Genomic DNA, 26,980 nt, shown 5'->3' with positions numbered 1-26,980 from the left:
GTTTGCTGATTCGTCAGGCGTCCAGCGCCCGACAATCCTGCGGCAGCCAGCCAATTTCGATGATCTGGCCTTCTTTGAGTCTAACCGCATCCGGTGCATTTCGTGTCTTCACGATGAAGTCATCATTTCCGGCCACAGAAAGACGGAAACGGAAGATATCACCCATATAGATGAATTCCTTGACCTCGGCCTTCAGCATGTGCGCGTCGGCGTGCAGCCTGTCCTTGTTGAATTCCACACGCTCCGGGCGGATCGAAACCTTGGTTCGTTCGCCGACCGACGACACGTTGACCGGTTTGGCATCGATCTCTTCGCCATCATCCAGCTGGATGACGCACCTGTCCCCATCAATGGAACTGACGGTTCCGGTCAGCGTGTTGTTCTCGCCGATGAACTGCGCGACGAAACTGTTTTCGGGCTCTTCATACAGCTGGTCAGGTGGGGCGATCTGCTGAATGCGCCCATCGTCGAACACGGCAACCCTGTCTGACATGGTAAGGGCTTCGGTCTGGTCGTGCGTCACATAAACAGTCGTGATGCCCAGGTTATGCGCCAGACGCGTAATCTCGAACTGCATATGCTCGCGCAACTGCTTGTCCAGAGCGCCCAAAGGCTCGTCCATCAGCACGAGCTCGGGTTCAAAAACCAACGCACGAGCCAAGGCAATCCGCTGTTGCTGGCCACCTGAAAGCTGCGCCGGGCGTCTTCCGCCGAACTCACCCATCTGAACCATATCCAATGCGCGTTTGACCTTGTCTTCACGATCGGACTTGCCGATTTTCCGAACCTCCAGCGGAAACGAGAGGTTCTCGGCAACTGTCATATGCGGGAACAGTGCATAGTTCTGGAACACCATCCCGATGCCACGTTTGTGTGGCGGGATGTTGTTGATCGGTTGCCCGTCCAGCAGAATTTCCCCGTGAGTGGCGGTTTCGAAACCCGCAAGCATCATCAGACAGGTTGTTTTTCCGGACCCCGAAGGGCCAAGCATTGTCAGAAACTCTCCTCTTGGTAAGGACAGGTTCAGGTCCTTCACCACCAGAGTTTCACCATCGTATGATTTCTGTACGCGTTCGAATCTAACGAACGCATTGTCGTTTGCCGTATCGGCCACGTGATCTCCCCGTCTAATGTTCCTGTGGCAGGTTGATCCCGCCATCGCATTTGACATCGCCCATTAGAGAACAATGAGAACGCATTAGGCAACTCAAAAATAAATAATTATTACAAAAGGTTGTGAGAATGTTCTGCGGCAAGCTTTTTCATGTGCCAACCAAGCGATTGATTGCTGGACAGAACCGGTTTGCCAATCAGGTCCTGAACTTTTGGAATCGCATCAAGTGTTCGCAAGTTCGTGCAACTGATGAAAACCCCTTCAACTTTTGGGTCTTCTCCAAGTTTCTGGGCCGCGGTGATCACGGAACTCAGGGATATCCGAACGACCTTGGCCTCTTCCGATTCGCCGAAACTGCCGAACACTTCGGTTGACAGGCCGCCTTTGGCGAAGGCTTGCCTCAAAGGCTCATTGACTTCCTCGATATACGGCGACAGCAACGCCAGCCGGGAGATACCCAGATCAGCGGCGCAGGCGAGTGCGGCGCGCAGCGGATTCGTTACGACCTTCGCGTTGCAGCCTTTTTGAACCAACGCCTCAATTCTTTCAGACCCAATGACCGAGCTTGCGGAGGTGCAGCCATATCCAACCACAGGGTAGGGGGCTGCATCCGGCAACAGCGATGCGGCGGCCGTCAGGTCATCTTCCATTGCGGCAAGAGTGCTGTGTGTGACCTCGGCAGAGCTTGGAATGCGCGACACGTGAAGCGGTGCGGGATGATCCGAGAATACTCGCCGAAACTCGGGTTCGATCGTCTGATCGGCCTGCAGGACGATTAACCCCATTGGCGGTGGCATGGCGTTTGCCGGTTCGAGTGTATGAGGGAATATTTTCATATTTCGATGATCTCCGGCCGTGCTTTCGGGCTTAGGAATCGTGGCGAACCCTGGGTAATTATGATGTTTTCCTCATGTACCATGATCTTGTCACCAACAGTGATCCCGGGCTCAAGTGTCAGCACCATACCCGGCTCAAGAACCGTATTGTCCGAAGGGATAAGAGATGGCCATTCAGTCAGGGACATCCCCAGCCCATGCCCAAGGCGACCTGCATCTGTATCACCGCCGCCGTCAGCCAGAACCTTGTTCATGGCATGAAAAAGGTCTGCTGCGGTTGCGCCCGGCCGCGCAATATCAAAGGCAGCATCAGATGCTTCGATAAGTCGTTGATGCGCTGACCGAACCGCTGAGTTCGGCGGCCCGACGGACCAGTTGCGGTCGTAATCGCAAAAGTACCCATCCCAGACCAGACCTGTATCCAGCATCAGCACATCACCGGGCGCCAGCGGAGTTTCTGTAGCCGGAGAAATCACATCGCCATATCCGGACTGGCCAGCTCCTCCAGCAAGGTAGGAAACCCAATCTGCGCCTTCGTCGAGGCAGAGCATTTGGAAGCGGCGATAAACTTCATCCAGCGGCGCGCCTGCACGGGCAATTTCAGGTACCCGGGCAAATGCCCGGCCGGAGATTTCACAAGCCTTCTCGATCTTTGCGATCTCGGCTGCGGATTTAACCATACGGAGCCTACGCAGAATACCGTGATCACCGGATATCTGACGGCTGCCAATCAGCCCCTTCAAACGTCCGAGGTCAGCCAGAGGCATCCGCAAATGAGTTTCGTGACCATCAGGAATGCCGATTCTTGCGGAAAGGGGCGTGAGTTCGACAAGCGTGTCGGCAAGCAGGGTAACACCATCATCCTGCAGGTCCGGCGACGTCCAGGTTCGGACATCTTCAATCCACGTTTGCCCCATCAGAGCTGCGCCGATGGAGGGGATCACCGCAACTGGCGGGCCATCAACGGGCAGGATCAGAAACCAGGGCCGTGTCGGGCTTTCCCAAAAGCGGGTCAGGTAGCCGGTGAAATACCGCAGTTCCGGCTCGGTCGTCAGCAAAAGCGCCGACAATCCGTTTTCAGCCATCAGTTCCTGCGCCCGCGCACAACGGGCGGTAAACTCCGACGTATCAAATCCCCTCATTCAGGAGCCTCGGACAGGAAACACAAAACACGGGATGTGCTGTCGATACCAACTGCGGTGCGTGTATCTGGTGTCAACACCGCAGCCACGCCTGCTCCACCTGATGCGGTCGTGGCCAACCCCGCCGAGGCAAGCGCGGGCAGGCAGGCCGCAACCGCCTCGTCCCCGATCGTCAGAAACAGGTCGGCATCCCGCGCCAATCCGTTCAATGCGATCAGCGAAGGTTCCTTGCAGTCCAGACGCCCCATGTTGCTGACCGGTCCGTCGGCAAAAACGCACTTCCCTGCCTTGATGCTGGCCTGAAGGGCAGGGGCCGCCTCGGGTTCGACGACGACAATCGTCGGACCATCGCCCCAAGCCTCCCGAACATGGGCCGCGACTGCACCGGCCAGCCCTCCTACACCCGCCTGAAGCATGACATGAGTCGGAACCTCGGGGCATTGGCGAACAGCCTCGGCCGCCATCTGCAGATACCCTTCCATCAGAATATGAGGCAGTTCCGTATACCCGACCCATGAACTGTCCGACAAAAGTATCCATCCGTTCTGTTCGGCCGCATTCTGTGCTGCTTCCATCGATGCGGCATAATCCTTGCCCTGCCGCTCTACCTGCGCACCCTGTTCCCGAAGCCGCGCGGCAAAGCTTTCGGGTACGGTTTCGGCTATGAAAACCACTGCATCGGCACCAAAAGCCCGCGCGCCTGCCGCGACGCTCATTCCGTGGTTGCCCGCGCTAGCCGTCACATATGTCTTGCCCCTTAGCGCGTTCTGCCCCGGCGTGTCGCCTTGTGCCTGGACCGCGTGCCGCGCGATCACATAAGCCGCACCCAGAGCCTTGAATGACCCCAGGTTCATGCGGCCCCGTTCGTCCTTGACATAAAGCGCAGCCACAGATCCTAAATCGGAAACCTCGACCAATGGTGTCTCCTGAGCTGCAGGACACTGCGCCAAAAGCGCAGCCACACGTTCGGCAGCCACCGAAGGAAACGGGGCATCGGCCACCAATTTGGCGCCCCCACGATATGGGTTCTTGATAACTGGCACGGCTCGCCAACCTCCGGGTTTTGCCTGACCTTAGCTGGGCAGGGATCGCTTCATGATGGCAAAGCCTGTCATTTTCGACTGCCGATTGAAAGACCCGTGTTTGCAGGTGGAGAAGTCGCATGTTTGACTGGCGATTTGTGCGGAAAGTAGGGGCACGCACCACCTGAGTCAGCTTGGCCAGCCGGAGTAGAAAAGGGCGGCAGACGCATTGCGAACATTTGATAATGGCGGAGGCGAAGCCAGTATAACTAAGCCCGCAAGATCTTGTTGAATATGCAATAATTTTAATTGTAGGTAAATTATACCACTGTTCATACCACACTAAGCTCGATTTCAAGCGAGGTATGGCTCACGGTGTCATATGAGAGAATGTTGGTAAAAAACACTATAGCAGACACTCACGCAGAGTGCAGTATACGACTGCTTTGAGCCCAACTTGACCGATGCCGCATATTGCATGAACGGCGGCTTCTGGACCTCAGCAGCACCAACCACCAAAGTCTGCAGCCCGGATATTGCTACCAACGGTTCGCGCGTCTGAATTTGGATATCTGTCCCGGTCTCGACAAATAGCTATCATACGTTGCGCCCTATATGGTTAGCTACTCTGCGACACTATAGCTTAAGAGGCCAGGATGACAGCGGTGCCGACAGAAAAACTTCGCGATTATCTCGGACCTGTAACCAACACGGATATTTGGGATGATTTCAGTTTACGTCCGAATGATATCATCGTGAATACACCACCCAAGTGTGGCACTACATGGACGCTGAACATAGTGATGATGCTAATTCATGGCCGTGTGGTTCCAGAAGCTGGCAACAGAGAGGACGCCCCATGGTTGGATGCCGCGTTCCGCGACCGGAAGGCGATTGCTGCTTCCCAGTCCAATCTTGAACGCCGCCGCTGTATCAAGACTCATACGCCAATGGACGGGATCGCCTATGGAGCCGAACCCACCTATTTAGTCGTCTATCGACACCCAGTGGATGTGCATTTTTCATTTCGTAGCCACGTTGAAAACATGAAGGACAACAGTGGCTTGATTGGAATGTTCCCTCCGGACGTTCGAGCGGGGTATGATCGTTTCCTAGATAGTCCACTTACCGATACGGGCACTGACGATTTGACTGTCTCGTCGATTGTTCATCACTATATGCAAGCCAAGGCGCGCCGACCAAAAGGGAATGTGCATTTCTTTCACTACGCTGATCTTAGCCGCGATCTGCACGGACAGATTGCGCGTCTGGCAGACATTCTAGAAATCTCTGTGTCACCGCAGACCTTAGATGAATTGGCAGAGGCCAATACATTCGCCAGCATGCGCAAGGCCGTTGAAGCCAGTGAAATGCGGTTTCATGAAAGCTCACCCTTTCACGACCAAGCAAGCTTCTTCGCATCAGGTACGTCAAACAAGTGGGAAGGCCGTCTGACGCGCGAGGATATTGATCGCTACACGAGCCTCTGTGCTTCGCTCCTGTCGCCGGAGGATGCAGCGTGGCTGAACTGGGGTGATCGACGCAAGCCTTAGTGTCATTTTGGTTCCCAGCCGCCATTCGCTATTCTGCCTGCGATGGTTAGCACAGCGGACTTTGCAGCTATCCGCATTATTGCTCCAAAGGACCGGATTCAGCCCAAAGCGGATGTTCAAAACCTAGTTTTGCAAAGCCGCGGTGAAGCAAGCAACCGCAGGTGAGTTGGCGCTGATGTCAGGCACTGGCTATATTGTTGTGATCAAGTTTCCGGATTTGAACGCAAGGTTGGTAGCAAAACACAACATAGCGAATATCCATGCTCCAATCGCCATTCACAGGCCCGCCCGCATCAAAGCGGATCGAATGCGGTCAAGACGGTTTTCGTGTTTTAGCCCCAATGACTTGGCAAAGACTTCACTAGAGAATTTACTATCTCGTGCCTTGATTTCTTTAGCAACACTTCGCGCCGCTTCCATCGCTTCGCTTTCAACATGGCAAACAACCAGGAGTGGCCTGCCTGGGTAGAAGTCAGGCTGTTTTTGGACAATATATTCGGCTTCTGCGCGAGCAGATTGGACATCTCCAATGAAGAAATAGCTCAGGATTTTGATCGACGAAAACCAACCGGGGTAATTCTTGATTTCAGAGGTACTCTTGAGAATTTCTTCTAGCGCCTCCTCATGTCGCCCTGCCATTAGCAATGCGTAAGCCAATGTTGCTCGGGTTGCAGCGTTTCCAGGCTCTCGCAAGAACCCCTGCCGAGCTGCTTCAACTGCGCCCTCGTGATCGCCACGTGCGATCCGAATGGCGCGTAAAAGGGAATTGGGTCGGCTATCTGTCTCATCGGTCAAATTTCGCGCGGTTTCAAAGTCTTCTTCTGCCGCGTGAAGTAACTCCTGCGCCTCTTCCGGAGTAGACCACAATGCCTTTCGAGCGCGGCAATAGGATCGGGCAATCCTAGGCGTCGGGAATTCGGGGTCGTGCTGGAATGCTTCATTCCAAATTTCAATGCACTGATCCATGGCATCTGGCGAATACCTTTGGAAAATGTTGAAAGCCTGGGCGCTCAATCGCCAAGCTTCGAAATTGTTTGTGCCGAGTTGCCATCTGTTGGTATAGCTGCCCGCCCCCAATTTGGTGTGGACGCTGATAACAATGGTCTGCGCCAGTTCATCCTGTAGATCGAAATATTTCTCTGCTTTTCTGTCGAATCTTTGCGCCCAAACCTGAATGCCGGAAAATTGATCCACGAGTTTTGCTTGAATCCGTAGTCGTTCCGCCAGAATTCGAACATTTCCGCTCAGCCGGTATCTTGGTGGTTCCACCGCTTTGGTCTCGTCGACAACAACGAGTTGCTCGACAGTCCCTATTGCAACTGCGATATCTTCTACGAGACCCGCGGCAAATCCGTGTATTGCATCGTCATTTGGCGGTGAACTGAACGGGGCAATTGAAATCGTCGGTTTTATGTCCCCTCGACGTTCGCCTTCCGAATTGTTCAGCGATGAACGCCATCTGTAGACACGAACGGGATTCTTAATGTTTTTAACCTCGTAAGGTCCACTGTCTACGAATTCGTGTGCCCATTTTGCACCCAGCCCCTGGAAAGCGAAACCGGAGATGCACAACCCATCCGGGTCTGCAAGTGCTTCTAACCGTGATGCGACATTCACGCCATCGCCGAAGATGTCTCCTTCTTCGGCGATAATATCACCAAGATTTATGCCAATCCGTAGCCGGATGCGGCGCTCCTCTGGCTGATCTCGCTCTCGGGATTTGTTGTTTTCGAGTATGTCAGTTGCGGCTTGGACGGCATTTACTACAGATGGAAATTCTGCAAGTACTCCATCACCCATGTACTTCACGACACGCCCGTCTTGCGACGAGATCTCCGGCTCGATCACCTCCCTTTGCAGTCGGCGAATTCTCTGTAGGCTACCCTCTTCGTCCTCGCTCATGAGCCTGGTCGAGGCGACCACGTCAGCCGATAAAATCGCAGCTAGTTGGCGCTTCAAAACGGTTCTCCTTAGTGGTGTAAGCCAATTCAGGCGCGTGCTCAAACGCCAGGACCATCAACCTATCTTTACCATCGGCGACCAAAGAACTCACGGATAGTCTGGCGTGCACGCAGCCTTCGGCTTTAGTTCACTTCTACCTCGCTCCGGTTTAACTTGATTTGCTAGTCGAAGCCCATTTCTGAAAATGGTGGGACATCATGGAAGGACTGCCTCTCGGCCGAGAACAACAAAAGCTGATTGAGCGTAGCAATCTGAGACAGTATTACAGGGCAACCTCAAGCGCCATGTGTTTCAGGTCGCATAAGGGCCGATCGATGAACTTTGCAAAGTCCGCTTTCTGTGCGTTTCGGACATTCCACAGCCGGGATGCTGCTCGGCAGTGAATTGTCGCTTTCGTCCGCAAAGCAGTTATTCCGGCCATCTTCAGCGAATGACCGCAAAAAGCCTAAAGCGGGCACTGAAATGCGACAAAAAAAGCAATCCGTTTCTTTTGCTTTAAGCAATTGCTGCAATGCGGCATAGTTATGTTGCATCTGCGAAAAAGTCTCATGGAGCTTCGGTTGTGCCTAAGAAAAAAATTGATATCGCTCTTCAGGGCGGTGGATCGCATGGCGCGTTCACTTGGGGTGTCCTGGATCGATTACTACAGCTTGAAGATATTGAAATAGTGGGCATTTCTGGCACCAGTGCCGGGGCAATGAATGCCGTCGCCCTAGCGCAGGGCCTAACACAAGCTGGGCCTGAGGGTGCTCGCAACTTGCTTAGGCACTATTGGACACAGGTGAGTCGGGCCAGCAGGGCGAGTCCATACAAACGAACTCTGTGGAACAGGTTGCGAGGCGATTGGAGCCTGGAGCATTCTCCCGGCTTCATCATTTCGCAGTTTACACGTCAAATGGCGTCACCGTATCAGTTCAATCCGCTTAACATTAATCCCTTACGGGACCTTGTGCGCGACTGTTTTGATTTTGAAGCCATTAATTCAGCAGAAGGGCCGCGCATCTTTCTGTCCGCAACAAATGTGCGGACCGGGCGCCCCAAAGTCTTTCGCCAACCCGATCTGAGTGCAGATGCGGTCATGGCGTCGGCCTGCCTTCCACATGTCTTCAAAGCTGTGGAAATCGACGGAGAAGCGTACTGGGATGGCGGCTACATGGGTAATCCACCGCTCTTCCCCTTGGTGGACGAGACCGAGGCGCGAGACATTGTCATTGTTCAAATTAATCCGTTCGAACGCGCGGAAATTCCCAAAACGCCCTATGAGATCGAAAATCGCCTTAACGAAATTACATTCAACGCCAGCTTGATGAAAGAAATACGCTCTCTTGGGTTCCTCTGGGAGATTATAGAACACGACAATCTGGATCGCGCGGCATACCGCGATGGGCGATTGCACAGGATCCATGCATCTGGGGCCATGTGTAACCTCGGCGTGTCCAGCAAGATGAACGCCGAGATGGCCTTTCTGGACCATCTTTTTGAAATCGGGCGTAAAACTGCTGACGAGTGGGTGAACTCAGAGTGGCCAGACGTTGGAAAGACTGCAACATGGCGGCCTAGAGAGATTTTTGAAGAAAGCCTCCAGCCGGCGCATCTGGCTGAAGGCACCAATCGGGAGCCAAAGAAATGATGGATATTGTTTCCGTTCTGCTCGCGCTCTTGTTGCTCATGTACTTTGCGTTCCGCGGTGTCACGCTGCTGATATTGGCACCGCTTCTCGCTTTACTGGCAGCTGCTTTGACGGGCGCACTGCCGCTGCTGGCCAGCTTTACGCAGATTTTTATGGCGAATACAGGCGACTTTATCATTTCTTTTTTTCCGCTTTTCTTTCTTGGCGCGATCTTCGGCAAACTTATGGATGACAGCGGCTCGGCGCGTTCGATCGCACATTGGGTGATTGCAAAGCTTGGCGCTGACAAAGCCATTCTGGCGGTCGTCTTGTGCTGTGGCGTACTAACCTACGGCGGGGTCTCGCTCTTCGTGGTGGCATTCGCGATCTATCCGATCGCAGCCGCTCTCTTCCGTGACGCGGATATTCCCAAACGGCTCATTCCCGGAGCGCTCGCGCTTGGTGCGTTCACTTTCACTATGTCGGCTCTACCTGGAACCCCTGCGATCCAGAACGCCATCCCGATGCCATTCTTCGGAACCACAGCCTTCGCCGCACCGGGCCTCGGGATCATCGCAGCCGCCATCATGGCTGGCCTAGGAATGGCGTGGCTCAACCGCCGCGCGTCCCGTGCAGAAGCTGCCGGTGAAGGATATGGACAACACGATGAGGTGCCTCCCGAACTGGACAGTGAGATGCGCGCGCGATCCCAGGGCGAAGGCTTTGACTTGAACGAAATTGAACCAAGCAATATGCGTCAAACGAGTGAACCAAGCTTCGCGCTGGCCATCACTCCGGTAGTGCTTGTGGTCCTGGTTAACTTTCTCTTCATCCAGGTGGCCGTTCCGCGTTTTGATACCAGTTACCTTGCCGAACCGTTGTTTGGTCAGACAACCATTGAGGCCGTACGTGGCGTTTGGTCAATCATTGTCGCACTTACCACTTCGATCGTGTTCCTGCTCGCAACAAATTGGACCCGTCTGGCAAACGTTAAAACAAGCCTCAACAAGGGGGCTGATGCGGCCGTATTGCCGATCTTCAACACAGCCAGTCTCGTGGGTTTTGGCGCCGTTATAGCGGCACTTCCGGTTTTTCAGGCGATCACAAATGCCATGCTCGGGTTGAGTGAGGGCAATCCACTTGTTGCCGTGGCAGTTTCTGTTACGACGCTCTCAGCGATCACGGGTTCTGCCTCTGGCGGTATGAGTATCGCTCTTGACGCACTAGGTTCACAATTTGTCGAACTTGCCGCCGCAACCAATACCTCGTTGGAAGCCATGCATCGCGTCACATCTGTCGCTTCGGGCGCTCTCGACGCCTTGCCCCACAACGGTGCGGTAATCACCGTGCTCGGCATTTGTGGACTGACTCATCGAGAAGCATATGGTGATATATTCGTAGTCGCTGTTCTGATACCGATGGTTGCATTGATCGCGATCATCCTGCTTGGGACTTTCCTCGGTGGGTTTTGAAGCCTCACAAGGTGATTGTCGCAATCATGACAATGATCGAAAATACAGCAAAGCTAGTCGCTGGCACTTTCGACGCAGGCGTTATCGTCCTCCTAGTAGGCGGTCTTAGCTTCCTGCTCGCCCAATGCGTCAAATCATGAATCGATGATGCTGAGCGAAAGGCCATTTTCTTAAAATTAGGGGCCAACCTCGGCCAACTGATTTTGCTTGCGCTTAAGTTTGTCTCGGACCTATTGCACAGCATCGCCCATCGGTCTCTCCAAGATCTTGGTGTATTTGGCGCGATCGTTCTTATAAGGATTCTGCTCGCATATTTTCCCGATCGGGAAACCAGTCGCCTTTCGTCAAGCGGCAATTAGCCAAACAAAATAACTAAATGACAGCTTTGTCCGCACACCGGACCTAGACACGCCGCGGATGCAGTGTTCGCAATGCCGAGGAATGCTGCATGCGCTTTTGCGCCCTTGTACTAAATTCGCGTTGCTGTCTGCAGGGCCGTTTTAAACCCTGTAAACACGGCAATCCCGGAGCAGGTGGCGCCAAACAGCAGCCCTACAAGTTTATCCTGTCAATCCAAGCCGAAACCGCTGCGCCCATCGCGTTCATGTGATCAGCGTGGGAATACCCTGAAACCCGTTTGCGTGGCTTTAGGTCATGATCTCCATCTTCGAGCCATTCAATTTGGATTGCAGACGATAGATTGTACGACCCGACTTCAGCCTTCGTGCCAAACTGGTCCCGGGTTCCCTGACAAATCAGGGTTGGCGTTCGTAGGTTTTGCAGATGCTCGGTGCGCAGCTTCTCGGGTTTGCCGATCGGGTGGAACGGATAGCCCACACATAGCAAACCAGTGGCGCGTTCCGCTTCAAATAGCTCATCCGCAATCATACTGGCCACGCGCCCACCCATTGACTTTCCACCAATGATCAGCCGGCCATCAACTTTGAGCTCTTCGATTGCAGAGAGATATTCAGAATTCAGTTTGTCTGCGCGGGGAGGGGGTTTTCGGCTGCCTTCGGTTCGGCGCTGCGCCATGTAGGCGAATTCAAATCGAACGATCCTGAGGTTTTGCGCAGCCAGCGCTTCTGCAATCATCGTCATGCCAGGGGCATCCATCGGGGCACCTGCGCCATGGGCAAGCAGAATAGTTGCACTTGCTGTTTTGGGGCCGAGTTCAATGAAGTCGGTGGGCATAGTTTCATCTGCTCTTCAGGTTCTGCGTCAGAATACTCATGCTGGCGGGGGACACACAACTTCGATCAGAGATGGCCCGTCGCTGAAGAGACCGGCGGAAAGCGCCTTTGCAAAGCTGTCCATGTCATTTGCACGTGTCCCAGGAACACCGTGGCCTTTCGCCAGAGATACCCAGTCTAGTGTCGGGTTCTCCACGTCAAACATAGCCTGAGCATTCTGACCATAGCTCGCTACGCCGACGTTTGTAAGTTCATCGCGCAGAATCTGATAACCGCGGTTTGCAAATACGATCACCGTGACGTCGAGATCTTCCCGCGCCATGGTCCACAGTGATTGTAGCGTGTACATGGCCGAACCATCCCCAGTCAGGGCGATGACTTTTCGGTCCGGGCAGGCGGTGGCCGCACCTGTTGCGCAAGGCAAACACAGCCCAATCGCGCCGCCGGTGCCAGCGAGCAGATCATGCGGGCGAGCGGTGGCTGTCGGAGGAATGACGTGAAGCCCGGACGTCACGGATTCATTGCAGATGATCGCGTTTTCCGGGATCAGCGCGGCCAACGCCAAACCAACTTTTTTGAGGGTTAACTGCCCGCTGGGAATGTCCGGCAGATCGAGCGGATGGGTTTCTGCCACCGTTTTGCTTGTGACCCCGACAGCGTCGGCGAGCGCTTGCAGCGTCCACTCGATATCATCTGTGGGCGTACATAAGTCCCTAATGGGGCAATACGAAGGTTCGGGCACGCTCGGTTTCCCGGGATAGGCAAAAAAGGCGACTGGCCTATCTGTGCCGAGCAGAGTTATCGAAGATGTTGCTTCAAGCTGAGCGATCTTGGGTGATATTGGATAGACCAGTTGGTCTAGCTTTGCTGTTCCTGCGCCTTTGGAAATGCGCGGTATCAGAGTATCGGCCAACAATCGGCACCCCGTCGCGGCGGAGATTTTTCCAGCCATTTCACGCTGCGGTCCAAACAGGGCTGACCCGCCAATCATCAGCGCGGCATTCGGCGTCACAAGACGGGCTGCAGCGGCCTCTATGTCGCCTATTGAAGGTCGATGGAGGTTTTCTTTGGTGTCCAAACGGCTTGCCGTTGCGTTCGCTTCATTCCAAGCTGTGTCGGCAGGTAGGACAAGGGTCGCGATTTGGCCGTTTTGCGCGCGGGCTGCTTGGACCCCTGCTGCTCCATCCGTAGCTACGTCGGTGGCATTGGTTGATACGCGCGTCCAATGACTGACCGCTTGGCTGATACCGAGGATGTCTCCCTTCAAGGGGCTTTCGTAGCGCAGATGGTGCGTTGCATGATCGCCCACGATGTTAACGATCCCGGACCCTGCTTTTCGGGCATTGTGCAGATTGGCAAATGCGTTGCCAAAGCCTGGTGCAAGATGCAGCAGCGTGCCCGCAACATCACGTTTCATGCGAAAATACCCATCCGCCGCACCCGTCGTTCCTCCTTCGAACAGGCAAAGAATGCAATTCATCTCCGGGTGTTCATCCAAGGCAGCGACAAAGTGCATTTCTGAGGTGCCCGGATTTGCGAAGACTGTATCCACGCCATTGTTCAAAAGGGTTTTTACGAGTGATTGAGCGCCGTTCATTTTTTCCATAACCTGATTTCAAGCGGTCATTTGATTACAATGCTCGCACGAAAAGGCTTTCTTTCTAAACATTTTTATCCTCTCAATCTCGGCCTTGTGGCACGCAATGGATCGTACGGCCGAAGTCGGGCTGCAAGAAACCATGGGCGAGTCTTGTCAGCAGAACTTGGGTTGAGGCGGGCAGGGGGCTTTCTAAGCTTCTACTCATGAAAAGACGATCGCCATTGAAGTATTTCAAAATCAGCCCCGAAATCATTCGCAGAGCGGGTGCCTACAAAGCCAACGCGGCAGGAGATTTGCCGAAACCACCTAACTGCCATACTTCGAGCGACTGACGTATCCTTTCAAATCCTCGTGCTCCGCCCGTGTGAGTGATGATCATTGACCCCAAGCTACAAATTCTTCTTTGTAGGAGCCATTATGCTAAAGGGGTTATCATGGCGGTTGAAATAAGCTTGCTCGACGCAGCCCGTCTGGATGACGCATTCAACCTAGCGACACAAGTTTTTACCGAAGCTAGCACTCTCCATCGCGCTTTGAAGATTGGTTTGAATGAGTACCGGGAACACCTTCGCCACCCCTTCGAAATGATGGTGAGTGAAGGCCTGTCTATCGCAGCGATAGACAATCACTCATGTGAACTTGTTGGTTGCCTTATCGTAACGGACTTTTCTAACCAACTTGTCGAAAAAGCTAACCCATCTCCAAGGTTCGCACCTTTGTCTGCCCTAACCAGAGATCTATGCCGCCAATACCAGCGTAAGCGGCTGATCTCTGTCACGGATGCCATTCTAGTTGATATGGCAGCAGTCTCGAAAGAAGCAGGCGGTGGAGGCATCTACAAGCAGATGCGGACCGCAGCCCATGGTTTAGCCCGAAGTAGAGGGTTTAAGCTGGTAATTGGAGAACTGTCATCCGCCGCAACTCAGCACGTTGTACTGGAACGGCTTGGACACAGAAAAATGGCAGAAACCAATTTTGCAGAATTTCGATACGGTAATGAGCGCCCCTTTCACACAATCCAAAAACCGCCAAGCATCATTCTGTCTGAAGGAGACCTTTAAAGGTCTAGGAAAAGGCGTACTGCGCTTATCCTTTGAAAGACAGAAGGGCTAGGCCTAAGCGCGAATCTATAGGCCTAATCTTCGCGTATTAGTTGCTTGATGGGGTAATTGGTTCGAACTGCACATGGCGTCTCCTTTGTCCGCAAAACAGACATTCGTCGCGATTTAGAGAGCGACGGGATCGAGCCCAAAGTGACCGATACCGCGATAGCCGTAGATGACGTTGTTCGCAGCTAGCTAACTTTCCGAGGATGCATACACGACCCGCGCGGGACATTCCTAAATTCATACAATGCTGCATCGCAGTTTATCCAAAGCCTCCGTTCTCGATCTTGATTCCGGTAATCGAAGTTATGAATTTTTAAGCCATTGTCGGAAGGGCTTCTTCAATCGAATTTCCTACTTGCGACGTCAGTACAAAGCCATGAGCTGAATATTTCCACAAAATGGAAACTTGATATGATATAGAGAAATGCGAATGTAAAATTTTTAGCGATGTAAATTGCCAGCGCCACTGAGCAGTCTTGATTTGGAGGTCAAAAATGCTTCGTACTCTTGTATACTTTATTTCACTGGTACTGGCATCAACAGCTGTTTTTGCCGACGCTGTTCCTAGCGAAGAAGCGGCCGAAGGCTTATTCTCAGATCAACCGTATTCCCCGTATGCCGAGCGCACTTTCCCTGAGCGTCCGCTATGGGGGGACTCGCATCTTCACACCGGGCTTTCGCTGGACGCGGGTGCTTTTGGGAATACTTTGTTGCCGGACGAAGCTTGGCGCTTCGCAAAAGGTGAGCAGGTCATTTCATCAACGGGTCAACCTGTGAGGCTGGCCCGACCTCTGGACTGGATGGTTCTCACGGATCACACCGATCTGATGGGATTTGCACCGGACCTTCAAGCTGGCAACCCAGGCATTCTTGCTGATCCGAAAGGTTTGGAATGGTACGAAGGGTACAAAGCAGGCGGCGAAGAGGCCGGCAAAGCGGCGTTCGATATCATTACCAATTTTTCGCAAATGACCCTCCCAGAAATCCTTCTGGAGTCTTACAGCCCAGGTGCCGACGCTTTTGCCTTTACATGGGAGCAAATCGTTTTGGCTGCGGAAGAACATAACGACCCTGGCAATTTCACAGCGTTCATCGGGTTCGAGTGGACCTCTGTGCCGAAGGGATTCAATCTGCATCGGAACGTTATGTTGCGGGATGGGCCAATCAGGGCGCTTCAGATGGTGCCTCCGGTCACGCAACCACCCTTTGGTGATACCGATCCAAAGGCGCTCTATGCATGGCTTGAAGAATATCAAGAGAAAACGGGTGGGCGCGCGGTTGCCTTTGCTCATAACGGGAACCTGTCGAACGGATGGATGTTCCCAACCGAAGACACCTATCACGGCGGCAAGGTCGACGAGGAATACGTGGCTGCCCGCGCGAAATGGGAGCCCCACTACGAAGTTACCCAGATCAAGGGCGACGGAGAAGCGCACCCATTCTTAAGCCCGGATGATGAGTTTGCCGATTACGAAAACTGGGACGTTGGCAATCTCGACATAACCGAGCTGAAGACCGATGACATGTTGGCTGGTGAATACGCCCGAGAAGCCTTGAAGCGTGGCTTGTTGTTGGAAGAAAAGTTCGGCGTAAATCCATATAAGTTTGGCATGGGCGGCGCGACGGATAGCCATACGTCTCTGGCAACTGCCGAAGAAGACAACTTCTTTGGAAAATCCGTCAGTGTTGAGCCTTCAGCCACGAGGATAAAGCATCCTTTCATCGCCAATGATCTTGGCGAAATTCCGGGCGATCTTCTTGTCGCGTCGGGATACACGGCTGTTTGGGCGACCGACAATACACGCGCTGCAATCTTCGATGCTTTCAAGCGGCGCGAAACCTATGCAACCACCGGACCTCGGATCGGTCTGCGGTTCTTTGGCGGTTGGGATTTCAGTGACGAGGATGTTGAAACGCGCTTCCTTGCTGATGTGGGCTATACCAAAGGTGTTCCAATGGGTTCGGATCTGCGACCTCGCGAAGGTGAAGGTGCGCCCGCATTCCTGATCGCTGCACTACGCGACCCGGTTGGTGCCAATCTGGATCGCGTGCAAGTGGTAAAGGGATGGCTGGATTCTGAAGGTGCCTTGCAGGAAAAGGTTTACGATGTGGCGTGGTCGGACAACCGTGTTGCTGACCAAAACGGCAAGATCCCCGCCGTTGGAAACACTGTAGATGGTGAAACCGCGAGCTGGACCAACACGATTGGTACTGCCGAACTTGTAACCGTTTGGTCTGATCCTGAATTCGATCCAGATGCGCGCGCATTTTACTATGTACGTGCAATCGAGATTCCAACACCGCGTTGGATTCTTTACGACAAACTGAGATTTGGTGCCGAATTGCCCGAAGACGCGGTACTTACACATCAGGAACGCGCGTATTCTTCCCCGATCTGGTACACACCGGCTGAATAACTCTGCAGTGTGCGGCATTAATGACCGAGGTAGATGCCAATACCTCGGTCCATTCACCAAACTTCTGAATCATGCAAAGCATTGATCTTCTTGCAATGCGCAACCGACTGATGACAGCATCGATGTGTAAAACCGGAACGCGTTTCACGCAGGAGCCATCATGCGACTACTGAAAGAACCCCTGTTCCATTTCTTCCTGATTGGAGCAGCTATTTTCATTTACTTCCAAATCGTTGCGCCAAAAACCGAGACTGTCGAAGAGTTCGGGACGATTAAAATCGACGAAAACGATGTCACGCTTTTGTCCGATCAGTTTGAGGCACGCTGGAAACGTCGACCTAGCGATGCCGAGCTACAATCTTTGATCGATGCAACCATTCGCGAAGAGGTTCTGGTCAGAGAGGCAAGAAAGCTTGGCCTCGATCGCGGAGACACCATAATCCGGTCTCGTCTCAGTCAAAAAATGGATTTCCTTACCGAGGCGATCGCCACTTCAGTTGTTCCGGAAGACGAAGACCTGGAGGCGTTTCTTCAACAAAACTCGGAACGCTACGCAACGCCCAGCAAACTGGCCTTCATTCAGGTCTTTGCTGGTGAAGAGCCAAGCAAGGCTGAAGTCGAGAGGGTATTGGCCATGCTGCGCTCGGGAGAAGATGTTTCCGATCTGGGCGGCTCGACACTGCTGCCCGCATCTATGCCTTTGAGCGCGACCAGAGTAATAGACTCGGTCTTTGGAGCTGGATTTTCCAATGGTCTTACAACGCTGGAAACAGGTCAGTGGGCCGGCCCGATCCAGTCGGGTTATGGGATCCATCTTGTTCAGGTGCTGGCCACCGAACCTAGTCAAATACCTCCGCTGTCAGAAATTCATGATGCGGTGCTGCGGGATTGGCGTCGCACGATGAGTGAGGATTTGGCGCAAGCGCAATATGAAATTCTTGCCGACAATTATGAGTTCATATTGCCTGATCTCTCAGGTCAAACCCAATGAAAGCTGTATTCGGCCTTCTGTGTGCGCTGTTGATTGTGTGGGTCGCAGGAAACGCCTCAGCGCATGCGCTTGATCCGGGATATCTGGAAATTCGCCAAATCACTTCAGAAACCTGGAGCGTTCATTGGCGAAAACCCGATGTGAATGGTCAACCGATGGCGATTGACGTGGTGTCGCCGAATGGCTGCACCCCAACGCGGGGCCCTGATCCCATCTCCGATGGCAGAGCGTGGGTTTCTACATGGGTTGTCGAGTGCAGCGCAGATATTGCGGGACAACCCATCGAAATTGAAGGTCTGGAGGTCCAAAAAAACGATGTATTGGTTCGTGTGCAGCCCCTGCAGGCTGAGCCCACGACTCTTCGGTTCACGCCAGAGACAGCTGTCCAGAACATACCTTCTAATCAGACAACTTGGTCTGTCTTTGTCACTTATTTTCAGTTGGGATTTGAACACATACTGGAAGGTTGGGACCACCTGCTGTTTGTCTTCGCGCTGTTTATTCTGGTGCGCGATCCCTGGAGGCTGGTGGGAGCAGTTACAGCATTCACGCTTGCGCATTCGATAACACTGGCATTGGCTACGCTCGGCGTTCTGAATGTTCCCGGTCCACCTGTCGAGGCCGTCATCGCGCTTTCTATCGTTTTTCTGGCGATGGAGATTGTAAAGAGCGGTGAAGGGCGTTTCCGACTTTCAAAACAGAAACCCTGGATCGTCTGTTTCGGGTTTGGGCTTCTGCATGGCCTTGGTTTTGCAGGTGCTTTGGCAGACATTGGACTGCCATCAAACGATATTCCTGCGGCCCTGCTTGCCTTCAACCTTGGCGTCGAGGCCGGACAACTGAGTTTTGTCGGGTCATTGGCTCTGCTGCTAGCAATCTGGCGAATGATTGCACTTCCCATTAGTCAAGCAACAACAGTGGTCACGGCCTATGGTATCGGATCGGTATCGATGTACTGGCTGATGGAACGCATAAGTGGATTTTGAAACGCTATGACTCTGTGTCGGTTGAGATGGCGGGCAGCCCAAAGGGCAACTTGCTTGCAAAGGGCGAAATTCAACCGCGTGCAGATGAATCTGCGTTGAACACGCCCGCGCACGAAAGCCCAATTCGTAGCATTCTCAATGTTTGTCTGCATGCGCAGTCTTCGGCGTTTCCTGCCCAACCTGCGAAACGGTCATGTCCGCTTTGGGTTGCGAGCAATTATTGAAACCAAACAGACGACGGGCCGGTTAGTCCGCATAGCGGACGTCCCTCCCTATTGCGAACTTTCGAATGTTTGCTTTTTCACGGCCCTCACAGGAGAAAAAGCTCTGAGCATCTAATTTCATTGCTGTGCGCGAGTATTGGACAGCAATAAGCCGCCTGAGATGATCAGAATGCCACCTGCGATAGCCCCGATACTGGGATGCTCACCAAAAACTACGAAACCCAAGATCAATGCAAAAATCAGCCATGAATAATCAACCGGTCCCACAACCGATAGCGGTGCGATCCGGTATCCCCTGATTGTACAATACTGCGCAGCGACTGACAGTGGCCCGAGCGCAACGCAACCGACGACGAGCGTTGCACTGATGTTGCGCCACTCCAGCATAGCCGGGACAGATAGGAGAAGGATGCCAAAGCCGGAGACATAGAGCATCATAGACAGTGCGCTTTCGGTCTGGCTCAGGGTTCGGATCAACAACCCTTCAGAGGCCATAAACAATGCACTGAGAAGAGCAACAAAGGCTGGGAGACCTGCGATGTGGCTTTGGAATGCGCCTTGTACGGCCATGATTAGCCCTGCTCCGGCAAGTGAAATTACTATGGCCAGCCAGTGGCGCATTCCAACATGTTCTTTAAGGAACAGGACACCAAGCACCACGGTTATGACGCCGTAGAGGATACCGATGGCCGATGCGTCTGCCACGGGCATATGAGCGGTTGCCCAAGTGATGGCTGCCGCAGCCGAACATCCAAAAACCGTGCGCAAGAAATGCTGGAACGGCACATTGCTTTTGTACTGATTGAATGAACCTGAGCGCACCACGAGCCAGGACACGGTCACAAAACTGCCAATGTATCTCAAAAACAGGATCTGAAACGTTCCAATTGCCCCGTCGGCAAACTTAGCTGCCGCGAAAATCACTGTGAACAAAGCGGTGCTGAGAAGAACCCAGAGGATCGCTTCGGCATACTTATTGGGCGACGACATGTAGAACCTTTTTGGAAGAGATTAGTTACTTCTAAAGACAGTTTCACATTGGACTCAAACTAGTTATTCTATATCTGAATGAGAGATTTTGATGCAGCTTCCAAGTTCAATTTCCTTGAACGCTCTGCGCGTTTTCCTGATCACATCCCGGCATATGAGTATCAAGCTAGCTGCTGAAGAGCTTTTGGTGACACCGGGGGCAGTCAGTCATCAGATAAAGTCGCTTGAGCAGTCTTTGGGAACTCAGCTTTTTGTCCGGAGCAATAATGCTATCGAGTTGACGGATGCTGGTACCCGTTTGGCGCAGAAAGCCATGCCGGGATTGCAATTGATCCATGCCTCTCTTGCTGATGTCATCCACAACAAAAACGTGCTCCGTGTCCGGGCGTCCATGTCATTCGCGGTTAGATGGCTGATACCGAAACTCTATCTTTTCAAAGCGAAGAACCCCGACGCTAATGTGGAAGTCGAGACCTTTTTTGATGGTGCTCGCCAACTGCCCGGCAGTGCAGATATCACAATCGGATATTACCGTGAGAGCGAACGCCCGGTCGGAGTAAGCGACCTATTCGATGATGTGTGCCGTCCGTATCTTTCACCGGTCTTGCTATCAAAACTCGCAGACCCACGCGATTTGTCTACCATTCCGGCGATTCAATGCGCAAAAGGGAATTGGGATTGGCATCTGTGGATGGAAAAATCGGGGGTACACGATGTACATCTCAAGTTCGCGGATCGCTTTGACACGGACGATGCAGCCTTGCGTGCGGCTTGCGCCGGGCTGGGGATGATACTCTCTTCCACTTTCATGGTTGAGACTGAACTGTCCGATGGGCGGCTTGTACCATTACCTGAATGCTCCGAGTTCAGTGCTGGATGCTACACCTTGCAAGTCGGAGAGCACGAAACAAACCTAACCCGCAGATTTGTTCGCTGGTTGCAAGAAATTGCCAAAAGCCGCCATGAGCTTTAGTGCGGCGAAAGCCCGCTTTGTCCGCATAGCGGTCGTTCGTTGCAACTTGCTCCAACGTCTGCCTCACGGACAGACCGGACCACAGCCAGATAGCCTTCATTGGTCATTTACATTGGCTCACTGCACTCGAAGCCCACTAAGGAACGCAATCAAAGCGACCCTTTCGGCTTCCGATAGTTCCGGCATTAAAGCCATCTCTGTCCCAGGAACACGTCCTGCGGGATCGGCGATGAATTGATTGAGCTCTGAGACGCTCCAAACACCGGATAGCGAAGCCATTGCGTTGGAGTAGTTGTAGCCTTCAACTCCGGCTTTGGCGCGTCCTACCACACCAATGAGTGACGGCCCGTGATTGTGCGCTCCGCTTGGAGCGGTTCCTTCTTCGATAATGTGGCATTGTGTGCAACCAATCGCGGAAATCCGCCCGAGTTCCAAGTCGGCGTTCGCTAACTCAGTTTCCGAAATGGGCGGCGGTTCGATTGGTCGTGCACCGCTGTCTGAGAGAAACGAAACCATCTCTGCTTTATCTTTCTTTTTGGCCAGATGGATTGGCGGCACACCCCAAAACTCTCGGGCATTAACGTTTGCACCATAAGCCACAAGAATTTTGGCGGCGTCCAATGCGCCCCTCTCGGCGGCATCATGAAGCGGCGTATAGTCCTTGTCGCCCGCCTGTGCGCTTGGGTCCGCTCCCGCTTTCAGTAAAAGTTCAACTATCTTTTCATAGTTACCACGGGCAGCCTTTTGCAAAGGGCTACCAAAGTCGAGCGTCGTGTTGGCATCTGCGCCATGTTCGAGAAGGATTGCGACAACGTCGGTGTGGCCGGACTGAGCAGCGAAGAACAAAGGCCGCTCCAAACTGGCTGGATCAACGCCTCCTTCGGCTGCGAGCGAAGCCTTCAAAGCCTCAACGTCTCCTTTTCTGGCTGCCTGCAATATGTCGTCAGCTCGAGCAATCTGCGAAGGCAGCAAAACCATAAGAAGGGGACAGAATAGCCAATTGAATAATCTGAATCGAAGCATCGTACGGTCCTCGAACAGTAGGTTCTCCGTCGATCTTACCATATTTCACCGCAGAGCGCTGATTGGGGTCATATCTTAGTTATAACAACGAGATCTGCTTACGCTATTGACCCGATGCTAGGTCCGCTTTGGGCTCACCGCAGACATTCGAAAGTTCACAATAGGGAGGGACGTCCGCTATTCGGACAAATCCGCTGTAAGCTGCACCTCAGCGGCCCGAAGTTTATTGCACGTCTACTCAGCGGCCAAATCCCCTTATTCCTTACCCGTCCCAAAACCAAACAACCCGATTGTTGGAAATGTTCCCGCTTGTTGTGACGGTAATCTTGCGGCCGTCGGTGTGTCGCAAGAAAAACGACTCAGTCCATTTGACGAAAAGGGCGAAAAGCAATCACCGTCAAATCGTCCATGCGTTCTTCATTCTTCATATAGTCATTGAAGGCAGCGTCGATCGCCTGCAAAAGCTCATCCGAGTTTGACCAATTATCTTGCTCAACTACCGCCGCTAGTCTTTGAATGCCGAAGGCTAAACGCTTTTTGCCACCCAATTGGTCGATCAGACCATCAGTGGAGACAACCAAGTCCGTGGCTTTATCCAACTGGATTTTGTGCTCCACGAACTCTGGTTCTTCTGGGGTGTCCACATACCCAATGCTCAGTCTGTCACCCCGGATTCGATCGACACCGGCCGCCGATTTAACCAACAAAGACATACGTGCTCCTGCAAACTTAGCTATCCCTTTGCTTGAATCGATTTGGCAAATAGCGGCATCCATGCCGTCATTAGAAGTCGCGTATTTACTGTCCTGATTTAGGAGTGCGCGGGTTAAGTCGCTCAGCTTCGATAATGCGGAGGCGGGGCTGAGCGCGTGGTTTTCAAAGTAAAGCCGCTCGAGAGTTGCGATTGCCAGCATGGTCATGAAGCCTCCGGGAACGCCGTGTCCAGTACAGTCAATTACGGCGAGCGTCGAAATTCGGTCTTCTGATCTGACCCAGTAAATGTCCCCACCAACTAGATCGCGAGGCTCCCATTTAACCGCGAAATCTGCAAAGGCCGCCTTGCACAGACTTGTCGTAGGTAACAAACCGTGCTGAATTCGCGTGGCATAGTTTACACTATCGACGATCTGGTCGTGAGCTTCACGAATTGCATTTACGCGTTCGACCTCCCTGTCCAGCATAGAGTTATAGCTTTGAACAACCTTACCAATCTCATCTTCCGACTGGTACGGGACCATCTGCGGGTCATCGTATAGCTCGAACCTTTCAATGGCTTTCAACATTTGGCTGAGAGGTCTGTTGATAAGCCATAAGAATGCAGCAGCGCCTGCTAAGATCAGCGCGAATCCTCCGAGAATTCCCAGAAGGACCACAACTCCCACTTCTGTCTGTAACTCATTGTTCAGTATCTCCTGATCAATTCGCGCCAACATCGTAGTCGGCCCAGCAGCCGTCGGAACGGAAACGACGATATCCAAACCCGATTTTTTTATCCTGTCGCATCCTAAGGCGGGCCAGGAAGCCAATGTTTTAGAGCTTTGTTCTAACTTCTGCTCGGCGCAGATCACGTAAGGAAAACCCGAATAGACAGCCAGCAGGCTCTTCGCTTGGGTGAGATTCCCTGCTTCAACCAATTCAGCCAACGGGCGCGCGATACGACTGGCAATTGTTGCCATTTCCGCGGCAACCTGATCCGTTTGAGCTTGCCTTTTGAATTCATAGTAAAAAAGAAGCACAATAGCATTCAAAACGCCCCCAATCAGGAGGGTCGCCAGAATATGCTTTAGAAAAATTCGGCGCTTTAAGAAGTTCCTGAGTTTACGCACTAAACGCCTCTACAGTGTTTGGCATCTAGTTCCCGATGTTCTTCATCGCGGCCTGAAGAGCACCTCGATTGTTTACAATCATCTGTACAACCTTGTAGTCCCCGGAAACTTCACGCACCAGGAAGTCTGCGGTCACCGTGTCGCCGCCTTCAGTTATCATTTCAGAGCAGACGAAATAGTCATTTCCCGCAGGAATAACCATTGGATGAACGTTTGCAGGGTAAACGGTTTCAAACGCGTTGGTGGTTGTGTCCAGATAGGTGTAAGCACCGTCGACCATGACGCCATCGACATGCGCAATCATGGCGGACTGAAGCTTTGCCTTAACCTCAGTCGGAATGTCGGCTGCTGTAGCCGGACCGGACAATAGTATCACGGCGACCACACAAAATAGCCTAATCATGCTAACCTCCCCACTAATAAATCTGCACAATTGATACACTAAAAATGCATAAATGTGTATCTTATGATATTAGGGTCTGGATTTAACTTGGTGCTACCCAAGCATGATCAAGGGGAACAAATGCTTGCAAGTGAAGTCTACGAACTACGCGCCAACTTGCGCAGACAAGGCGTTGTTTTTGCCTACAGCGGGTATGTAACCGAGGGTATTCTCAGTGGTGTTGGCGATGCATTGAAGCAGAAGTTGGTGTCAGAAGATGCGGACACCAAAACTCTTCGCAGCGTATTCGCAGTGTTTGTAGAGCAAATGCAGAATATCATCAGATATTCGGTTGAACGGTTGCCTGCTGACGGTGAGGCTAAGGTGCTGGACATAAGCTACGGCATCCTGACCATCGGAAACGAAGCTGGCAACTATGTCGTTCATGCTGGGAATCTGATCCTTTTAAACGACGTCGACAACATGCGAAGCCGACTTTCAGAACTGCGTGATATGAGCCGAGATGAACTCAAGGCCGCGTACAAGGACCAACTTCGATCCGAAGCTGACGCTGTCGGCAACAGCGCAGGCATCGGCTTAATCGAAATAGCGCGCCGAGCGTCAAAACCAATCGAGTTCGACTTTATGCGAGTTGACGATAACCACGCATTCTTCGCACTCAAAGCCACGGTTTAAGAGGGGACCAATGCAAAATATTGAAATCCCGGCAACAAATCGTACTCCGACGGTGGCGTTTGATTTTGATGCCGGTCACCTTAGGCTGATTGGAGAGTCTTATCCAGAGGACGTTACGACCTTCTTCAACCCGTTGTTTGATGCTCTGAAACAGTGGTTGTCAGATGACCCAAGTCGTAACTGTCGCTTTGATTTCGAACTCATTTATTTCAACTCCTCCAGTGCTAAGGCGATCATGATGCTTATGGAGCTTTTGGATTCCGCCGCAGAGGCTGGAAAAAACGTAGAAGTTTGTTGGTTTCATGATCCCGAAGACGAGACCATGGAAGAGCTTGGCGAAGAGTTTGGTGAAGATCTGAAGCACGCAAAATTCACGCTGAAGAAGTTGTCGGTTCGATGACCATCGACGATCTTTTTGTCCGGGAGAAGAAGGCTTTAGAAGTCGCGGAAGCAACTTTGAGCAGCGGGCAATTCCCGAATGAAGAGACGCGCAACTCAATTAGAAACCTCATTGAAGAATACAGAAAACTGCTTCGAACCACGCGCCGAATGATGCGATTGAGCGATCGTAACGAGCGGGAACTGAATGCGCTGGCCGACAATCAACGCATCGCTACCGAGGAAGTTACCCGCAAGAACCAAGAACTTGAGGCGTTGTCAGGAAAGCTCTCAAAGTACCTGTCGCCACAAGTCTACAATTCGATCTTTTCCGGTCGGCAGGAAGTTAAGCTCGACAGTCAGCGGAAGAAACTGACAGTGTTTTTCTCGGACGTAGCTGGGTTCACAGAGCTTACAGATCAGATGGAATCGGAGGACTTAACGCAACTTCTGAACAGTTACCTGACCGAAATGGCACAGGTAGCTCTGGTCCACGGCGCGACGATAGATAAATTCATCGGTGACGCGATCCTCGTCTTCTTTGGCGATCCAGAAACCAATGGGGTGCGGGAAGATGCCTTAGCGTGCGTGAGAATGGCAATTGCAATGCGAGACAGGCTGGCCGAACTGCGAGCTGAGTGGAGGCAGCAAGGAATACGGCAACAGTTGCAATGTCGGATTGGTATCAACACAGGCTTCTGTACGGTGGGAAACTTTGGAAGTGAAGACCGTATGGACTACACCATTATTGGTGGGGCTGTGAACATCGCCTCAAGGCTCGAGCACCATGCCAACGAAGGAGAGATTTATATCTCTTACGAGACCTGGGCTCACGTCAACGAGGAAATAGAAACCGAGGAGGTCGGATCTATCCGGGTTAAGGGGGTAACTCAACCTGTCATTGCGTATCGTGTCCTGGGTCAAATGGGAGCGAAATCACGCCCTGATAGGTTTACGTTCCAGAAGCCGAACTTTCAGTTGGTTTTCGATCCAAACTCCATGACGTCTGACGAGCGCGCCGAGAGCGCGGAAATACTAAAATCAGCGCTAGCATCAATCCGAAACTACGATACCTGAGATTTGAGTGCGATGTGAGTCGATAGGCTTAAACGTTGCACCGGTGACAACGCTTCGAACCCCACGTACACAGAATATTTTTTGCCGCTGTACGTTAGCCTTTTGAGAGCTTTCTCAAAAAAAACTTCTAATCAGCCATTTGGTAGTACGGAAACTCCCGAGTGCTTGGCTTCAACTCGGGGAAGTGCGCGGCACGGATAATCTAAAATCGCTGATTGAACTCAGTTTGGTCGTTCGCCGCAGAGTAACAGGCTAAAGTCAATTTAGTGTTTGCTTCGGGCTCACCGCTGACATTCGACAGTTCACAATAGGGAGTGATCAGCCCCACTTGTGTGGTCCAATTTGATTGTTAGTGTATGACTGGCCTTTGGTCCATTTGAACGATGGTTTCCGGGGCCGGCGGTT

General features: G+C 52.6%; 24 protein-coding genes. 12 read left to right on the top strand and 12 right to left on the bottom strand.

Going from position 1 to position 26,980, the window contains the following annotated elements; genetic code table 11:
* Nucleotides 1-13: 13 nt before the first annotated feature.
* From ACR0NA_RS18675 to ACR0NA_RS18660, 4 genes are all read right to left on the bottom strand, one after another.
* Nucleotides 14-1,114 carry an ABC transporter ATP-binding protein gene (locus ACR0NA_RS18675; RefSeq protein WP_480731547.1) on the bottom strand — a complete coding sequence of 367 codons (1,101 nt, stop codon included), beginning with the start codon at nucleotides 1,112-1,114 and terminating at the stop codon, nucleotides 14-16.
* A 110-nt stretch (nucleotides 1,115-1,224) separates the two neighbouring features.
* Nucleotides 1,225-1,911, bottom strand: a complete 687-nt coding sequence (locus tag ACR0NA_RS18670) for a maleate cis-trans isomerase family protein (RefSeq protein ID WP_480731545.1) — start codon at nucleotides 1,909-1,911, stop codon at nucleotides 1,225-1,227.
* A gap of 35 nt (nucleotides 1,912-1,946) precedes the next feature.
* Nucleotides 1,947-3,092, bottom strand: coding sequence for a M24 family metallopeptidase (locus tag ACR0NA_RS18665; protein ID WP_480731543.1), 1,146 nt, complete (start codon nucleotides 3,090-3,092; stop codon nucleotides 1,947-1,949).
* Nucleotides 3,089-4,135: a pyridoxal-phosphate dependent enzyme gene (locus tag ACR0NA_RS18660; protein WP_480731541.1), complete on the bottom strand. Its 1,047-nt coding sequence runs from the start codon at nucleotides 4,133-4,135 to the stop codon at nucleotides 3,089-3,091. The genes ACR0NA_RS18665 and ACR0NA_RS18660 overlap by 4 nt, the downstream gene beginning before the upstream one ends.
* 635 nt (nucleotides 4,136-4,770) lie before the next feature.
* Here ACR0NA_RS18660 and ACR0NA_RS18655 point away from each other — a divergent pair.
* The gene (locus tag ACR0NA_RS18655; RefSeq protein WP_480731539.1) at nucleotides 4,771-5,667 is read left to right on the top strand and encodes a sulfotransferase domain-containing protein; all 897 of its coding nucleotides are present in this window, start codon (nucleotides 4,771-4,773) and stop codon (nucleotides 5,665-5,667) included.
* Nucleotides 5,668-5,943: 276 nt separating this feature from the next.
* On the opposite strand, the gene ACR0NA_RS18650 is transcribed toward ACR0NA_RS18655, so the two are convergent.
* Both ACR0NA_RS18650 and ACR0NA_RS18645 read right to left on the bottom strand, forming a co-directional pair.
* A complete protein-coding gene (locus ACR0NA_RS18650; RefSeq protein ID WP_480731537.1) occupies nucleotides 5,944-7,626 on the bottom strand; it encodes a tetratricopeptide repeat protein in 1,683 nt (560 codons plus the stop codon).
* 278 nt (nucleotides 7,627-7,904) lie between these two features.
* Nucleotides 7,905-8,162, bottom strand: coding sequence for a hypothetical protein (locus ACR0NA_RS18645; protein WP_480731535.1), 258 nt, complete (start codon nucleotides 8,160-8,162; stop codon nucleotides 7,905-7,907).
* A 29-nt stretch (nucleotides 8,163-8,191) separates the two neighbouring features.
* Between ACR0NA_RS18645 and ACR0NA_RS18640 the strand changes: the two genes are divergently transcribed.
* The 3 genes from ACR0NA_RS18640 to ACR0NA_RS18630 all read left to right on the top strand — a co-directional run bounded on the left by ACR0NA_RS18640 (nucleotide 8,192) and on the right by ACR0NA_RS18630 (nucleotide 11,069).
* A complete protein-coding gene (locus ACR0NA_RS18640; protein ID WP_480731533.1) occupies nucleotides 8,192-9,259 on the top strand; it encodes a patatin-like phospholipase family protein in 1,068 nt (355 codons plus the stop codon).
* Nucleotides 9,256-10,710 carry a GntP family permease gene (locus tag ACR0NA_RS18635; RefSeq protein WP_480731530.1) on the top strand — a complete coding sequence of 485 codons (1,455 nt, stop codon included), beginning with the start codon at nucleotides 9,256-9,258 and terminating at the stop codon, nucleotides 10,708-10,710. Before ACR0NA_RS18640 ends, ACR0NA_RS18635 begins: the two co-directional genes overlap by 4 nt.
* 140 nt (nucleotides 10,711-10,850) lie before the next feature.
* Nucleotides 10,851-11,069: a DUF1622 domain-containing protein gene (locus ACR0NA_RS18630; RefSeq protein ID WP_480731757.1), complete on the top strand. Its 219-nt coding sequence runs from the start codon at nucleotides 10,851-10,853 to the stop codon at nucleotides 11,067-11,069.
* Nucleotides 11,070-11,262: 193 nt separating this feature from the next.
* Here ACR0NA_RS18630 and ACR0NA_RS18625 read toward each other — a convergent pair whose 3' ends face one another.
* Both ACR0NA_RS18625 and ACR0NA_RS18620 read right to left on the bottom strand, forming a co-directional pair.
* Nucleotides 11,263-11,904, bottom strand: a complete 642-nt coding sequence (locus tag ACR0NA_RS18625) for an alpha/beta hydrolase family protein (protein ID WP_480731528.1) — start codon at nucleotides 11,902-11,904, stop codon at nucleotides 11,263-11,265.
* Between the two features lie 36 nt (nucleotides 11,905-11,940).
* Nucleotides 11,941-13,500 (bottom strand): acetolactate synthase large subunit, encoded by a 1,560-nt coding sequence (locus tag ACR0NA_RS18620; protein WP_480731526.1) that lies wholly within the window; start codon nucleotides 13,498-13,500, stop codon nucleotides 11,941-11,943.
* A gap of 371 nt (nucleotides 13,501-13,871) precedes the next feature.
* Here ACR0NA_RS18620 and ACR0NA_RS18615 point away from each other — a divergent pair, with 371 nt between their 5' ends.
* From ACR0NA_RS18615 to ACR0NA_RS18600, 4 genes are all read left to right on the top strand, one after another.
* Entirely contained in the window at nucleotides 13,872-14,564 is a 693-nt protein-coding gene (locus ACR0NA_RS18615) for a hypothetical protein (protein ID WP_480731524.1), read from the top strand.
* 542 nt (nucleotides 14,565-15,106) lie between these two features.
* Complete coding sequence (locus ACR0NA_RS18610; RefSeq protein WP_480731521.1) at nucleotides 15,107-17,029, top strand: DUF3604 domain-containing protein; 1,923 nt, start codon at nucleotides 15,107-15,109, stop codon at nucleotides 17,027-17,029.
* Nucleotides 17,030-17,189: 160 nt separating this feature from the next.
* Entirely contained in the window at nucleotides 17,190-18,020 is an 831-nt protein-coding gene (locus ACR0NA_RS18605) for a peptidyl-prolyl cis-trans isomerase (protein WP_480731519.1), read from the top strand.
* A complete protein-coding gene (locus tag ACR0NA_RS18600; RefSeq protein ID WP_480731517.1) occupies nucleotides 18,017-19,006 on the top strand; it encodes a HupE/UreJ family protein in 990 nt (329 codons plus the stop codon). Before ACR0NA_RS18605 ends, ACR0NA_RS18600 begins: the two co-directional genes overlap by 4 nt.
* 341 nt (nucleotides 19,007-19,347) lie before the next feature.
* Here ACR0NA_RS18600 and ACR0NA_RS18595 read toward each other — a convergent pair whose 3' ends face one another.
* Nucleotides 19,348-20,220, bottom strand: a complete 873-nt coding sequence (locus ACR0NA_RS18595; protein ID WP_480731515.1) for a DMT family transporter — start codon at nucleotides 20,218-20,220, stop codon at nucleotides 19,348-19,350.
* Between the two features lie 91 nt (nucleotides 20,221-20,311).
* On the opposite strand from ACR0NA_RS18595, the gene ACR0NA_RS18590 reads away from it, so the two are divergent.
* Entirely contained in the window at nucleotides 20,312-21,193 is an 882-nt protein-coding gene (locus ACR0NA_RS18590) for a LysR family transcriptional regulator (protein WP_480731513.1), read from the top strand.
* Between the two features lie 117 nt (nucleotides 21,194-21,310).
* Here the strand turns inward: ACR0NA_RS18590 and ACR0NA_RS18585 are convergent, their stop codons facing one another.
* The 3 genes from ACR0NA_RS18585 to ACR0NA_RS18575 all read right to left on the bottom strand — a co-directional run bounded on the left by ACR0NA_RS18585 (nucleotide 21,311) and on the right by ACR0NA_RS18575 (nucleotide 24,445).
* On the bottom strand, nucleotides 21,311-22,171 hold the full coding sequence (locus ACR0NA_RS18585; RefSeq protein WP_480731511.1) for an ankyrin repeat domain-containing protein: 861 nt from the start codon (nucleotides 22,169-22,171) through the stop codon (nucleotides 21,311-21,313).
* A gap of 404 nt (nucleotides 22,172-22,575) precedes the next feature.
* Nucleotides 22,576-24,042 (bottom strand): SpoIIE family protein phosphatase, encoded by a 1,467-nt coding sequence (locus ACR0NA_RS18580; RefSeq protein ID WP_480731509.1) that lies wholly within the window; start codon nucleotides 24,040-24,042, stop codon nucleotides 22,576-22,578.
* A 25-nt stretch (nucleotides 24,043-24,067) separates the two neighbouring features.
* Nucleotides 24,068-24,445, bottom strand: coding sequence for a hypothetical protein (locus ACR0NA_RS18575; protein WP_480731507.1), 378 nt, complete (start codon nucleotides 24,443-24,445; stop codon nucleotides 24,068-24,070).
* 120 nt (nucleotides 24,446-24,565) lie between these two features.
* Between ACR0NA_RS18575 and ACR0NA_RS18570 the strand changes: the two genes are divergently transcribed.
* Genes ACR0NA_RS18570 through ACR0NA_RS18560 form a run of 3 tightly spaced genes read left to right on the top strand, consistent with a single transcriptional unit; the run spans nucleotide 24,566 to nucleotide 26,575 of the window.
* Complete coding sequence (locus ACR0NA_RS18570) at nucleotides 24,566-25,120, top strand: SiaB family protein kinase (RefSeq protein ID WP_480731505.1); 555 nt, start codon at nucleotides 24,566-24,568, stop codon at nucleotides 25,118-25,120.
* 10 nt (nucleotides 25,121-25,130) lie between these two features.
* Complete coding sequence (locus ACR0NA_RS18565) at nucleotides 25,131-25,520, top strand: DUF1987 domain-containing protein (RefSeq protein ID WP_480731502.1); 390 nt, start codon at nucleotides 25,131-25,133, stop codon at nucleotides 25,518-25,520.
* Nucleotides 25,517-26,575 (top strand): adenylate/guanylate cyclase domain-containing protein, encoded by a 1,059-nt coding sequence (locus ACR0NA_RS18560; RefSeq protein ID WP_480731500.1) that lies wholly within the window; start codon nucleotides 25,517-25,519, stop codon nucleotides 26,573-26,575. Before ACR0NA_RS18565 ends, ACR0NA_RS18560 begins: the two co-directional genes overlap by 4 nt.
* Nucleotides 26,576-26,980 lie beyond the last annotated feature (405 nt).

The sequence above is a fragment of the Ruegeria sp. C11 genome (genome assembly GCF_056537725.1).
The sequence above is the reverse complement of the archived record's forward strand: the minus strand, read 5'-3'. Positions and strand labels throughout refer to the sequence as shown.

Excerpts from the sequence above, each read along its gene's own strand:
- ACR0NA_RS18575 (WP_480731507.1), bottom strand. The coding sequence starts at position 24,445 with ATGATTAGGCTATTTTGTGTGGTCGCCGTGATACTATTGTCCGGTCCG.
- ACR0NA_RS18625 (WP_480731528.1), bottom strand. The coding sequence starts at position 11,904 with ATGCCCACCGACTTCATTGAACTCGGCCCCAAAACAGCAAGTGCAACT.
- ACR0NA_RS18595 (WP_480731515.1), bottom strand. The coding sequence starts at position 20,220 with ATGTCGTCGCCCAATAAGTATGCCGAAGCGATCCTCTGGGTTCTTCTC.
- ACR0NA_RS18565 (WP_480731502.1), top strand. The coding sequence starts at position 25,131 with ATGCAAAATATTGAAATCCCGGCAACAAATCGTACTCCGACGGTGGCG.
- ACR0NA_RS18655 (WP_480731539.1), top strand. The coding sequence starts at position 4,771 with ATGACAGCGGTGCCGACAGAAAAACTTCGCGATTATCTCGGACCTGTA.
- ACR0NA_RS18570 (WP_480731505.1), top strand. The coding sequence starts at position 24,566 with ATGCTTGCAAGTGAAGTCTACGAACTACGCGCCAACTTGCGCAGACAA.
- ACR0NA_RS18600 (WP_480731517.1), top strand. The coding sequence starts at position 18,017 with ATGAAAGCTGTATTCGGCCTTCTGTGTGCGCTGTTGATTGTGTGGGTC.
- ACR0NA_RS18635 (WP_480731530.1), top strand. The coding sequence starts at position 9,256 with ATGATGGATATTGTTTCCGTTCTGCTCGCGCTCTTGTTGCTCATGTAC.
- ACR0NA_RS18645 (WP_480731535.1), bottom strand. The coding sequence starts at position 8,162 with ATGCAACATAACTATGCCGCATTGCAGCAATTGCTTAAAGCAAAAGAA.
- ACR0NA_RS18670 (WP_480731545.1), bottom strand. The coding sequence starts at position 1,911 with ATGCCACCGCCAATGGGGTTAATCGTCCTGCAGGCCGATCAGACGATC.
- ACR0NA_RS18605 (WP_480731519.1), top strand. The coding sequence starts at position 17,190 with ATGCGACTACTGAAAGAACCCCTGTTCCATTTCTTCCTGATTGGAGCA.
- ACR0NA_RS18590 (WP_480731513.1), top strand. The coding sequence starts at position 20,312 with ATGCAGCTTCCAAGTTCAATTTCCTTGAACGCTCTGCGCGTTTTCCTG.
- ACR0NA_RS18585 (WP_480731511.1), bottom strand. The coding sequence starts at position 22,171 with ATGGTTTTGCTGCCTTCGCAGATTGCTCGAGCTGACGACATATTGCAG.
- ACR0NA_RS18620 (WP_480731526.1), bottom strand. The coding sequence starts at position 13,500 with ATGAACGGCGCTCAATCACTCGTAAAAACCCTTTTGAACAATGGCGTG.
- ACR0NA_RS18610 (WP_480731521.1), top strand. The coding sequence starts at position 15,107 with ATGCTTCGTACTCTTGTATACTTTATTTCACTGGTACTGGCATCAACA.
- ACR0NA_RS18560 (WP_480731500.1), top strand. The coding sequence starts at position 25,517 with ATGACCATCGACGATCTTTTTGTCCGGGAGAAGAAGGCTTTAGAAGTC.
- ACR0NA_RS18665 (WP_480731543.1), bottom strand. The coding sequence starts at position 3,092 with ATGAGGGGATTTGATACGTCGGAGTTTACCGCCCGTTGTGCGCGGGCG.